The following is an 11,700-nucleotide window of genomic DNA, read 5'->3' on the forward strand; positions in this document are numbered from 1 at the left end:
TAACGTAGAACCGCATTAGCCACCAGAAAGAACGCAGACATGACGAAAATTACCTTCATGGGCGCCGGCAGTACCGTCTTCGCCAAAAACATCATCGGCGACAGTCTCCTCACCGACTGCCTCCGCGACGCCCAGTTCGCCCTCTATGACATTGATGCCGAACGCCTCAAAGAGTCCAAGATGATGCTGGACAATCTCAATGCCAACATCAACGGCAGTCGCGCCAGCATCAACACCTACCTCGGCCTCCGCAACCGCCGGGCGGCCCTGCGCGGCGCCGATTTTGTCATCAACGCCATCCAGGTCGGCGGCTACGAGCCCTCCACTGTCGTCGACTTTGAAATTCCCAAAAAGTACGGCCTGGAGCAGACCATCGCCGACACCTTGGGCATCGGCGGCATATTCCGCGCGCTGCGCACCATCCCGGTCCTCGAAGGCTTCGCCAACGACATGCGCGCGGTCTGCCCGGACGCATGGCTGCTGAACTACACCAACCCGATGTCCACTCTCACCGGCTATCTCCTGCGTCACTGCGGCATTAAAGTCGTCGGTCTCTGCCACTCGGTGCAAGTCTGCGCTAGCCACTTGCTCAAATCCCTTGAGCTGTGGGACAAATACCAGCCCGTCACCTGGCGCATCGCCGGCATCAACCACATGGCGTGGCTACTCGATATCACCAAGGACGGCAAGGACCTCTACCCCGAAATCAAAAAGGCCGCCGAAAAGAAAAACCGCAGCGCCCGCAAAAAAGACGGCACTAAACACAACGACATGGTCCGCTACGAGATGATGCGCAACTTCGGCTTCTACAACACGGAGTCGTCCGAACACACCGCCGAATACCACCCCTACTTCATCAAACGCCAATACCCCGAACTCGTCCAGGAATTCAATATCCCGCTGGACGAATACCCCCGCCGCTGCATCAACCAGATCGCCAGCTGGCGCAAACAACGCGATGAAATCGTCCACAACAAGAAACTCGGACACCAGCGCACCCACGAGTACGGCTCCTACATCATGGAGTCCATCCTCTGCGACAAGCCCTACGAAATCGGCGGCAATGTCCTCAACAACGGCCTGATCAGCAACCTGCCCGCCGAAGCCGTCGTCGAAGTGCCTTGCCTCGTCAACCGCAACGGCGTCCAGGGCTGCCACGTCGGCAAACTGCCCCTCCAATGCGCCGCCCTCAACATGACCCATATCAATGTCCACCTGCTAACTATCGAGGCCGCCGCCACCCATTCCCGCGACCTCGTCTATCAAGCGGCCATGCTCGACCCCCATACCCGCGCCGAACTCTCCCTCGACGATATCCGCAGCATGTGCGACGATCTCTTCGAAGCCCACGACAGAGACAATATGCTCCCGGAATACAAGTAAACGGCGCCCGCAAACACGGATGCCAGCGGTGAACGCGGTGGACGGTCTGACATTGTATTGCCGCGAAGCGGCAGAAGCGCTGAAAGCGCGACACATACCAGCCCAGGGCAAGCGACGCCGAAGGCGGAGCGACGCCTTGGGTAGAGCGCCTGTATTGCTCGTGTTCCATTGCCTCTCTGGCTCCAGTCGGCGAAGCTGACTGGAGCCAGAGAGGCAATGGAACGATGTGTCTTCCCTATGCTGTACCTAAGCGCCCTCCACGGTGTGTTTTTTAGGTCGCCCCTACCGGGCTCCTTTCGGATAGGACTCTTACCCAGGGCGACACGCCCTCCGGGTGCTTGCCCCGGGCTTTCTTAGGCCGCGCCTTTAACGCTGAAAACAAATGGCCGCAGAAAAGCCTGGCAGCAATGGCGGAACACTTACGAAGAAGGCCGCTTAAAATTTAATAACGCCTTGCGTTTAACGCATGGCGTTATATGGTATAAGGGAAACGGGGGCATAGTGATGATAAAAAGTTACAAGTGTCATGACACAGAGCTCTTGAAGAGGACCGGTAATAGCCGGAAGTTCCGTGGCATCGAACGCATTGCTCTGCGAAAACTTGATATGCTCGAAGCAGTTACCCAAGTGGAAACGTTGCGAATTCCACCCGGCAATCATTTCAAGGCCCTCAGTGGCAAACGCAAAGGCCAATACAGTATTCGCGTCAATGACCAATGGCGCATCTGCTTTACGTGGTATGAAGGACATGCCTTCGACGTTGAAATCGTCGATTACCATTAGGAGAAAACCATGATCAGAACTGCAAATCTGATTCATCCCGGCGAAATCCTCCTTGAGGAGTTTCTGAAACCAATGGGTATCAGCCAAAACAAGCTGGCAATGGACATCGGTGTGCCAACTCCACGCATCAACGCCATTAGCCGGGGTACCCGCGCTATCACCGCCGATACCGCTCTACGCCTGGGCAGGTACTTCGGAACCGGCCCAGAATTCTGGTGCAATCTTCAGTCAAACTATGATCTCTGCCTAGCAGCAATGCTGGCCGGCTCAGGCATTGACGCTATTCCCATTCTGATCCCGGGTTGAGTTTCCCCGCCCCCCTTAGCCCATACGGCTGAGTAGCTTTGCAAGCGTCGATTACTACCCTATTGAGAACTAGTGTCACTCCCGATCGGGAATAACGCTCTGCTTATTCCGGCTTGGCAACCACCGCATTCCCGATCGGTAATAATCTTCTTGACAGTGCGCTCCAGGTGGATAATATTACCGATCGGTAATCATGAACACACCCACCACATCCAGCGAACTCGGCGAGGCGATCCGGGCGCGACGGCAGGAACTCGGGGCGACCCAGAAAGACCTGGCCATGGCCGCCGGCACCGGTCTGCGCTTCATCATCGACCTCGAAAGGGGCAAACCCAGCTGCCAAACCGGCAAAATGCTCCTTGTTCTCCAGGCACTGGGCCTTTCCCTGACCCTGTGCGCCAGCGATATGATCAGGCCAAACGAGACGCCATGAAACAGCTGACCGTATATCTGAACCGCAATCTCGTCGGGACGCTCAGCCAGGACGCCAACGGCCTACTGGGATTTCGCTACGCTCCCACCTGGCTGCAAAATCCTGACGCCATACCCATATCGCGGTCCTTGCCACTACGCAACGAGGCTTTTCGCGGCAAAGAAGCCCGGCCATTCTTCGCTGGCGTCCTTCCTGACGAAGGCCCCCGACAGCAGATAGCGGCAATTCTCGGAGTCAGTGAGCGCAACGATTTCGCCATCCTTGAACGCATTGGGGGCGAATGCGCCGGCGCCATCTGTCTACTGCCAACAGACACGGCACTGCCAGAAAACGACACCCAGCCACGGCGGCGGCTCACGACCACCGAACTCAATGAGATCATTGCTGAGTTGCCACGCCGGCCCCTCCTGGCAGGACGCGAAGGCGTGCGCTTGTCGCTGGCTGGCGCCCAGGGAAAACTGCCAATCATCCTCGACAAAGACACGTTTTTCCTGCCTCTGGGTAGTTCTGCAAGCACACACATCCTCAAGCCCGAACCGGAGCGCTTTCCTGGCTTGGTTGCTGCTGAGGTTTTCTGCATGACACTGGCAAAAGCGCTAGGGTTGGCCGTACCAGACCTGTTCAGGCTAACCATTGCCGGCAAACCCTGCCTGCTCATCAAGCGCTATGACCGAATGATTGACTCTGCTGGAACGGTCCAGCGTATTCATCAAGAAGATTTTTGCCAAGCGATGGGCTACCCCCCCGAAAGGAAATACCAGCAGGAAGGCGGCCCCCTGCTACGTGATTGCATCGCCATGATCAGAAGCTGGTCGTCAGCGCCGGTTTTGGACATCCGCGACTTCCTGAACGCAGTGATCTTCAATATGCTGGTCGGAAACGCTGATGCACACGGCAAGAACTACTCGCTGCTATACCAGAATGGCTCCCGCCGCCTCGCACCAGCTTACGACATCGTCTGCACCCTGGCATGGCCCGAACTGTCTAAAAAACCGGCTATGAAAATCGGCCAATGCGACTCTATTGACGCCATCACGCCCGCCCACTGGCAGAAGATGACGCAGGAAGCCTCGCTCAGCTGGCCCCCACTGCGCGAGCGCCTCGTTAGCTTCTGTCAAGCACTGCAGGCAGCGTTGCCGAGCCAATCATTGCGACAGGCAACCGGCGATGACGAGATGTACAAACTACTGACCACTATCGTGGACAAACGCGTAACGACGTTGCTGCAGGCATTGACGTGAACACCATCCAGGCCAACACGCCCACGTAACGTCGCTTGCCGTCCCTCGCCTTGGTTCCAACTCCTCCACGCACATATTGCGAGAACACGACCATGCCAGCAGACATCACCATTGCCGCCATGATTGTCAGCGTGCTGTCACTCACGCTCGTCGGTGGCGTACTGTTTCTGCGTGCGCCAGGCGAAGAACGGCCCTTTCTGGGCATGCTGGTTTTGCTCATGCTGCCGATGAACGCGCTGGCATTCCATCTTATCCGCATGCCCCTTGATGCCTGGCTGGCCTCAGCGCTGGGGAGACAGAACGAGGTCTACCACGCCCTCAGTCTTCTGTACGCCCCAATCACGGAGGAGCCTGCCAAACTCTGGCCCCTGCTGATCCCGTACTGTTACCTCCGCCTGAAATCCTTGCCAGTGCATCGTTCCGCGTTGGCGATCGGGCTGGGCTTCGGAGTCGGCGAGGCGTGGACGGTCGCCTGCCTGCTGGCAAAGTCACCGGAAATAGCCAAATACCCATGGTACATGCTCAATGGCTACATTGGCGAGCGAGTAATGGTGTGCATCATGCACGCAGCGTTCACCGCGACGGCGCTGGTGCTCATCGTCAAGCACAGGCGAGTCGCTCGCGGTATGCTTGCCTGCATGGCTCTGCACTTGCTGGGAAATCTGCCCATTTTCCTGGCAAAAAAGAACACGTTCGGCCTCGGCACCGGCGTGTGGGCAATCGTCCTGCAACTGTGGGTGCTGCTCTATTTTGCGGCCATGGGAGGGCTGCTTGCCTACATCACCTACGGCATAAGATGGTTCCAAAAGCTCATCCGCGGCAAGGTCAGGTGCCCCGAATGTGGACAACTCTACACCCATCCACTTCTCGGCCTCAGCCTTCTCCACAAGAACTATGAGCGCTGCCCGCATTGCCGGCATTGGCATCTGGTTAACGCCTTCGACGAGGAGGACCAGCAAGCCAGTCCTCCTCATACTGCCGACAAGTAGCGCATACGGGCCGTCCCCAAGGCTTATTCTTTTGGTCGGAAAAGAAACCTGCCTGCAGGAGTACCAGGGCTTTTATGGAACTCAAATACGTCTGGGAGAGACGTGATTAGGTCGGTAAATTTACGCGCCCCGTATGTTTTTGGGATGAAGTCGGGCTTGGCTTTTTTCACAAAGGCTGCGGCACCACAACAATCAATCCAACCATCCCGCTGGCGTTCTTTCCACGCCGCCTTCAGCAGCAGAATAATCTCTGAAACATCGGCCACGCCACTCTGAGCCGCCGCGCTTACGACCTTGCTAGCATCGCTTTTATTCTGCGATGGACTGGCCGGAGGAGGAGGCTGTGGCGGCGCTATGACTTCATTCTTGGATTCGGCATTTGCAGTAGTTTTTGCCGGCGAGGCCGGCGAGGGCGGCGAGGCAGCCGGCGAGGGCGTCTTGGCAGCCGGCGAGGGCGTCTTGGCAGCCGGCGAGGCCGTTTTGGCAGCCGGCGAGGCCGTTTTGGCAGCCGGTGAGGCCGTTTTGGCAGCCGGCGAGGCCGTCTTGTTTTTCGCAGTGTTGCTGTTTTTGGCCTCAGCGGTCTCGGCCGCAGGCGTCGCTGCCGCTGCCAAACTGTCGGTACGCACGAAATCATCGCAAGCAAGCTTGAATGATTCAGGTGTCTTTTTTTCACCTAAGCCAATGACCCACAGTCCCGATGCCCGTAGCCGCTTGGCAAGAACAGTGAAATCACTATCGCTGGTAACCAGCGCAAACGCGTCGAACTCCTTGGAATAAAGCAAGTCCATGGCGTCAATAATCATCAAGCCGTCGCTGGCGTTTTTACCCTTTGTGCAGGCAAAATGATGTACGGACTCAATGGCCATTTCATTCAAGACATCTCGCCACCTTTTCAGCCCATCTTTAGACCAGTCGCCATACGCTCGCTGTAACGTGATGTGCCCTTTTCCAGCAATCACCTCCAAAACGGCTTTCAAGGTTGACAACGCGGTATTTTCCGCGTCGATGAGTACGGCAATTTTCTTCTGGCTTCCATGCGACTCCATGCATGACCCTCTCACACTATGCGCTCATTACTTTCTGGTGGCTGCGCAAGGGCACTCACCAACGTCCCTACTCCCCTGCTCACTTCCGGGTAAAATCCACATTGCCCAGGAAGAATTCCGAGCGCACTTTGGCTTCGCTGACAAAGCCGACCCAAGTGAGCTCCTTCCAATCCTTGGAGCCGTATTCTAACCCCTTGAAGACCTTGGTTTCGTCACCGGCGGGAGTGACTTCCAGATCGTAGGTCGCCGGCGCATCGGGATTGACGCTGCAGACGATCTTGACCTGCAGCCAGGTCTGCTTGGGAAAGCGCGCCAGTTCTTGGTCGAGGACGGTGAGCCGGCCGTCGCCGTAGAAGCGTATGCTCGGACCCACCTTGTAGGGCGCGGAGCTGTCGCGCCATTCGTGCCAGCAGATCGCCTGGTCGTCCTTCAGAAAGACAGCAAAAGAGCCCGTCAGCACGCCCTTGCGCCAGTGGAAATTGTATACGAGGTGGGGCTCCCACTCGAATTTCAAACCATCCGCATCAACGAATTTCAACGCGCGCTTGCCGCCGGGGGCCGGCTGTTCTTCGCTCACCCGGATGGACGAGCCCAGTATCTCATCTTCGCCGCTAGTCGAGCCCACGGGCGACTTTTCGCCGACGGCGACATCCGCGAAGTCCAGCTTGAGCTCACGCAGGAAGCCCAGGCGCGGCCGCTCAGATTTGGGCGGGATCATCTCTGGGATGACCTCCTTGTACTGCTTCTGCGCCGGCTTGCGCGTCCACCACGACGGTCCGTACAAGCCCGCCTTGGCCATGGCCGCAACGGCGTCCTTTACGTAGGGATATGCCGCAGCGCCTTCCTTGAGGTGAAAATTGAATTTTGCGGCATTGACGAAGCCCGGCTCGGCAATGACCGACCCCAGCTCCTGCCCTTCCTCGCGCTGGAATTCCGCCAAGGGATAACCGGAAAATTCAAAGGGCTCGCGGGTGACATCCCAGTAAAGGTTATTGCGCATGAGGTAATTGCCATTGCCCCAGTTGCCGCCGTAAGGCCGACCATTGTCAAAGATCACCACGTTGTTCTCGACCGTAAAAGAAGAATGCGCTTCCTGCCGCGAACGGATGATCTGCCCCTCGTGCGAAAAGGCCAAAATGTTGTTGCGCACGATATTCTCGCGACCATAATGTTGGTGGAAACCGCCCGACTTGGTGTTGTACACTACGTTGTGTTCCATCAACACCTCCGTACTGCCTTCGTCGGTATAGAGCCCCCAACCGCCGTAGCTGTAGGAGAAGATGTCGTGGATGTGATTGCCGCGCAGGACCGTTCCCGGAGAGATGCCCAAAGTGTAGATTGCGCCCATATCGCTGAGCACGCCATAGCCGATATGATGCAGGTGATTGTACTCCACGACGTTGTGATTCGCGCTCGACGGCGCGTAGCCCCAGGACCAGCCCACCGACACCGCACTGTAGTACAAATCGCAAATCTCGTTGTGCCGAAGCGTGTTGTAGCTGCTGCGCAGTATCAGCACGCCAACGCCCGCTTGCGCGATGACGCCGCCGTCGTGGATGAAGCAGTTCTCCACCGTGTTGCCGCGGCAAGCCGTCGCCTCATTGCTTTCGCCGCCAGACTCGCCGATCTTCACGCCACCGCCCCCGAGGTCATGCAGTTCGGAGCGGATCAGCACATTGTCCTGGCTGCCTTTGGCAAACCACAGGCCGTAGGTGCCCGTGTGGGCAATGTTCAGGTCCTCAAAACGGCAGTTGCGCGCGCTGTTGGTGTAGACGGCGCCCGTCAGGCCCACTGCCGCCTGCCCGTCGTGCATGGCGTCCTGGGGCATCACAAACGCGTTGTGATGAAAGGCAATGCCCGAGAAGACCAAATTCTCAACAAACTGACCGACCTCGCTGTCGCCCTGCAATACCAGCAGCTGCTGCGCCACCGGCGCCTCGACCACGCAACTTGCCGGCGTTTCACCCGGCATGGGCAGGTAACTCAAAATCCCCGTGGCGTAATCCATGTACCACTCGCCCGGATCCGTCAACGCCGCACGGACATTTTCCACATGATAACGCTGCTTGCGGTCCCAATGGCCAATCGGCCACTGCATGCCCTTGGTGAAACGCAGGGTCTTCTCAGCCGGAGTGATTTCCGCGAGGTGGTGGATTGACGCCGTCCAGGAATTGTACATCCACACCACGCCGTTGCGAATGTCGTCCCAGGCTTCCACATCGCCCTCGTTGTACAGAAAACTGTCCTTGCTGCGCGGGTTGCGATTGGCCTCATCGCGGTTTTTCCAGATGACGGCTGGTCCAGCCATGCGGAAAAAGCCCTTCTTCGGCAGTCGGCAGCGCTGACGACGCTGGCCGTTGACGAAGAGCTGATTGACATCCCAGCTGCCAGCGGCGACTGCCGGCAGCTCAGCCATCCAGGTGCCGTCCGCAGCAAGCGTCCATTGGTCAATGACCCTGGCGCCACTGACCACGGGCTTTTCGTCCTTGTAAGCCTGCCACACCACTGGCGCATCGGCCAGACCACTGTCCTTGGGCTCGAAACGCCAGGCGTCCTCAATGCGGTACACACCACCACGCACATGCACGGTCACCGGCAGCCCCGGCAGCCGCGGCAGACCACGAACGACCGCCTGGGCCTTCGCCAAAGTCCGGAACGGGCCATTCGGCGTCTCTTTGACCCACGCCGGCTCCAAGCCCGTCCAGTCGTCATTGCCCTCTGTCGAAACGAAAAAATGCAACCCGGGTGGCGTGGTCCGGCGGCCCTTCTCCAGGCCCGCTGCCGGTACGACAGATCGAATATCCCCGTCCTTACCAAAACCGGCGACGTCGCCGCCAGTTTTCTGGCAAGACACCAACGCGACACTTAAGCACAGGCCCGACAGCATTCCGCCCAAGAGTGTGAATTTCGTCATCTGGGTTTCTCCTTTATTGGCTTCTCGCACTTCGGAAATCAACAGCATTCATGAGGCAGTCGCTGCGCCAAGGCTATGTCGCCGGCTAGTTGTGCGCCGACATGTATGCGGCCACGCCGCGACTGTATTCGTCTTCCAGTATATCGGCCATGCGCTGCCAGGGAAAGCGCTTGCGGACCTCGTCCTGCCCGCGCTGGCCCATCGCCCGCCGTTTTTCGGGATCAAGCAACAGTTCAGTCAACGCCGCGGCAATGGCGTCTATTTGCCGCACGGGGCAAAGCAGCCCCGTCTCGCCGTGTATTACGACTTCAGGCGTGCCATCCAGGGGATAGGCCACGGCGGGGATGCCAGTGGCAAGCCCCTGCACGACGGCGCGCGGCAGCCCTTCACGCAAGGACAGGTGCACCAGCACGTCCATCTGCGCCGTGTAACGGCAGATGTCCCGCGGTGGCACCAGCCCCGCAAAGATCACCCGGTCGCGGATGCCCAACGCCAAAGCCTGTGCAGCCAGGGCGTCACGTAAAATGCCGTCGCCCACCAACAGAAAATACGCGTTGGGCACCGCCGCCAGCACCTTAGGTGCCGCCGCCAGCAGATCCTGATGCCCTTTGAGCTCGAAGAGCCGCGCGATCTTGCCAACCACCAACGCGTCAGCCGGGATGCCCAACTCCACTCGCAACGCGTCGTCCCGCGTGGCGTTGACGTAGCAGTCGAGGTCCATGCCGCTGTACACGACCTGGTACTTCTCCCGCGGCGCCACTCCCGCCGCCACGCATTGCTCAATCATGGCCTGCGCCACGGCGTAAATACGGTCGCAATGCCGCGCCGCCCAGCGCTCAGCAGCGATATACAGCCGGTTCGCCAATGCCGACTGATACGCGTGAAAGGCCTGGCCATGCACCGTATGAACCACGAAAGGCACGCCAGCACGCCGCGCCGCTACTCGGCCCACTATGCCGGCCTTCGACGCATGCGTGTGTACTACCGAAAAACGCCGTTCGCGAAACAGCCGCAACAACGCCCGGTACGCGCGCCAATCCGTCAGCGGCGACAACTCGCGCACCAGCTCGGGCATCACAATCACCTCCAGCCCATCTGGACAGCCCTCCTGCAATAGCTCACCTTCCGGCCCAGGCGACGGCCCCGTCACCAGTGTCACCCGATGTCCCTTCGCCAGATGCCCTGCGCAGGTGTATAGCGTGTTCTCCTGCGCCCCGCCGATGATCATGCGGGTAATGACATGGCATATGTCGAGTTTATCAGGCATCGTTGCGACGTCTTTCAAGCAAATAGCACCAAGAACATTTCATGAAAACATATTCACACCCGGACATTCGTTAAGCATAATGGCCAACAGCCATTTTACACCCGCCGTCATGCGAGAATGCATGCCTTTTTTCGTAATCGGCCAGGAGTCCCCGGAGTCCAAGAAGTCCCCAATCAGTCCCCGGAGTCCAACGAGTCAATCCCCACGGTCCAAAAAGTCTCCACGGTCCAATCCATGGGATCATGCCTCATGAGTCAGTGAGTCCTCACCCCAGCGCCGCCGCGGAGTCCCCAACACCACCCGTCCGTCATTCCTCGCTTTCCCCTCTTTCAGTCCGTCGTCACCGGGTTATATTGCCCGGCGTGCTTCGTTTTCCCCTGCACACATCGTTCAACCCGACAACAGAAAGGTCCCCGGCATGTCCGCTTTGAAGATCGCGATCATGGTCCACAACCTGAAAATGGGCATTTACGACGGCATGGCCTTCGCGGCCCGCATGGAAGTGCCCGGCGTACACCTTGCCTGCGTCAAGGGCTTTTCCTACCGCGACCTCGACGCCGCCGGCCGCAAACAGCTCCTTCGTCACATCCGTGAACTCGGCCTGGAAATATCGGCCATCTGCGCCTGGGGCGGCGAAGTCGATCTCGGCGTGCCCGACAATCTCCGCCAGCACATCGACGACGCCAAGGAGATTCTCCAGTACGCAGCCGACCTGGAATGCGGCATCTGGCAGGGCCACTGCGGCGTCATTCCCCACAGCCGTCAAGACCCCAAATGGCAGCGTTTTGCCGACTCTTTTGGTGAAATCTGCCGTCACGGCGAGAAAGTTGGCGCGCGTCTGGCGGTCGAGACCGGCCCCGAACCGCCGGAAGTGCTCATGGACATGATCAACGATGTCGGTAGCAGCGCCCTCTGCGTGAACTACGACCCGGCCAATCTCATTCTCTGGCCGGCCAAGTACATGCAGCAAGCAGGCCAGCCCTACGACCGCGACCAGGCCTTCGCCGAATACCAGCCCATGGAAGGCGTCAAAGTCCTCGGCGACCGTATTATCCACACTCACGCCAAGGACGCACTAGTGCAGCCCGATGGCAAACGCCTTGAGGTTCCCCTCGGCAGCGGCTGGATCGACTGGCCGCACTACGTCCAGAACCTCCGCGATATCGGCTACAACGGCTACTTCGCCATCGAACGCGAAGTCGGCCAAGATCCCGTCGGCGATATCACCCGCGCCATCAATTACCTCAAGACACTCTGAGATTCCAGTCGCCATATCCCCTCGGCGCCACCTAACGCGACGCCGACACCGTCCCATAAGTAAAATCCGGCGGTGACAGC

General features: G+C 58.7%; 10 protein-coding genes. 7 read left to right on the forward strand and 3 right to left on the reverse strand.

The window, feature by feature from the left end:
- Positions 1-39: 39 nt before the first annotated feature.
- The 6 genes from J3R75_RS19260 (at position 40) to J3R75_RS19285 (ending at position 5,135) form a co-directional block, all read left to right on the forward strand.
- Entirely contained in the window at positions 40-1,383 is a 1,344-nt protein-coding gene (locus J3R75_RS19260) for an alpha-glucosidase/alpha-galactosidase (RefSeq protein WP_307265225.1), read from the forward strand.
- Between the two features lie 504 nt (positions 1,384-1,887).
- On the forward strand, positions 1,888-2,166 hold the full coding sequence (locus tag J3R75_RS19265) for a type II toxin-antitoxin system RelE/ParE family toxin (protein ID WP_307265226.1): 279 nt from the start codon (positions 1,888-1,890) through the stop codon (positions 2,164-2,166).
- A gap of 9 nt (positions 2,167-2,175) precedes the next feature.
- The gene (locus tag J3R75_RS19270; RefSeq protein ID WP_307265227.1) at positions 2,176-2,472 is read left to right on the forward strand and encodes a HigA family addiction module antitoxin; all 297 of its coding nucleotides are present in this window, start codon (positions 2,176-2,178) and stop codon (positions 2,470-2,472) included.
- A gap of 193 nt (positions 2,473-2,665) precedes the next feature.
- Positions 2,666-2,905 carry a helix-turn-helix transcriptional regulator gene (locus J3R75_RS19275; RefSeq protein WP_307265229.1) on the forward strand — a complete coding sequence of 80 codons (240 nt, stop codon included), beginning with the start codon at positions 2,666-2,668 and terminating at the stop codon, positions 2,903-2,905.
- Positions 2,902-4,146: a type II toxin-antitoxin system HipA family toxin gene (locus tag J3R75_RS19280; protein ID WP_307265230.1), complete on the forward strand. Its 1,245-nt coding sequence runs from the start codon at positions 2,902-2,904 to the stop codon at positions 4,144-4,146. The genes J3R75_RS19275 and J3R75_RS19280 overlap by 4 nt, the downstream gene beginning before the upstream one ends.
- 92 nt (positions 4,147-4,238) lie before the next feature.
- Complete coding sequence (locus tag J3R75_RS19285) at positions 4,239-5,135, forward strand: hypothetical protein (protein WP_307265231.1); 897 nt, start codon at positions 4,239-4,241, stop codon at positions 5,133-5,135.
- Between the two features lie 23 nt (positions 5,136-5,158).
- On the opposite strand, the gene J3R75_RS19290 is transcribed toward J3R75_RS19285, so the two are convergent.
- The 3 genes from J3R75_RS19290 to J3R75_RS19300 form a co-directional block, all read right to left on the reverse strand.
- Positions 5,159-6,181 (reverse strand): NYN domain-containing protein, encoded by a 1,023-nt coding sequence (locus J3R75_RS19290; RefSeq protein ID WP_307265233.1) that lies wholly within the window; start codon positions 6,179-6,181, stop codon positions 5,159-5,161.
- A gap of 79 nt (positions 6,182-6,260) precedes the next feature.
- Positions 6,261-9,095 carry a right-handed parallel beta-helix repeat-containing protein gene (locus J3R75_RS19295; RefSeq protein ID WP_307265236.1) on the reverse strand — a complete coding sequence of 945 codons (2,835 nt, stop codon included), beginning with the start codon at positions 9,093-9,095 and terminating at the stop codon, positions 6,261-6,263.
- 85 nt (positions 9,096-9,180) lie between these two features.
- Positions 9,181-10,362, reverse strand: coding sequence for a glycosyltransferase family 4 protein (locus J3R75_RS19300; protein WP_307265238.1), 1,182 nt, complete (start codon positions 10,360-10,362; stop codon positions 9,181-9,183).
- A 418-nt stretch (positions 10,363-10,780) separates the two neighbouring features.
- Between J3R75_RS19300 and J3R75_RS19305 the strand changes: the two genes are divergently transcribed.
- Positions 10,781-11,620: a sugar phosphate isomerase/epimerase family protein gene (locus tag J3R75_RS19305; protein ID WP_307265239.1), complete on the forward strand. Its 840-nt coding sequence runs from the start codon at positions 10,781-10,783 to the stop codon at positions 11,618-11,620.
- Positions 11,621-11,700 lie beyond the last annotated feature (80 nt).

The organism is Oligosphaera ethanolica (assembly GCF_030814695.1).
GTDB classification, from domain to species: Bacteria; Verrucomicrobiota; Lentisphaeria; order Oligosphaerales; family Oligosphaeraceae; genus Oligosphaera; species Oligosphaera ethanolica.

Coding starts and splice junctions, on each gene's coding strand:
- J3R75_RS19260 (WP_307265225.1), top strand. CDS start 40: ATGACGAAAATTACCTTCATGGGCGCCGGCAGTACCGTCTTCGCCAAA.
- J3R75_RS19290 (WP_307265233.1), bottom strand. CDS start 6,181: ATGGAGTCGCATGGAAGCCAGAAGAAAATTGCCGTACTCATCGACGCG.
- J3R75_RS19275 (WP_307265229.1), top strand. CDS start 2,666: ATGAACACACCCACCACATCCAGCGAACTCGGCGAGGCGATCCGGGCG.
- J3R75_RS19270 (WP_307265227.1), top strand. CDS start 2,176: ATGATCAGAACTGCAAATCTGATTCATCCCGGCGAAATCCTCCTTGAG.
- J3R75_RS19280 (WP_307265230.1), top strand. CDS start 2,902: ATGAAACAGCTGACCGTATATCTGAACCGCAATCTCGTCGGGACGCTC.
- J3R75_RS19295 (WP_307265236.1), bottom strand. CDS start 9,095: ATGACGAAATTCACACTCTTGGGCGGAATGCTGTCGGGCCTGTGCTTA.
- J3R75_RS19265 (WP_307265226.1), top strand. CDS start 1,888: ATGATAAAAAGTTACAAGTGTCATGACACAGAGCTCTTGAAGAGGACC.
- J3R75_RS19285 (WP_307265231.1), top strand. CDS start 4,239: ATGCCAGCAGACATCACCATTGCCGCCATGATTGTCAGCGTGCTGTCA.
- J3R75_RS19305 (WP_307265239.1), top strand. CDS start 10,781: ATGTCCGCTTTGAAGATCGCGATCATGGTCCACAACCTGAAAATGGGC.
- J3R75_RS19300 (WP_307265238.1), bottom strand. CDS start 10,362: ATGCCTGATAAACTCGACATATGCCATGTCATTACCCGCATGATCATC.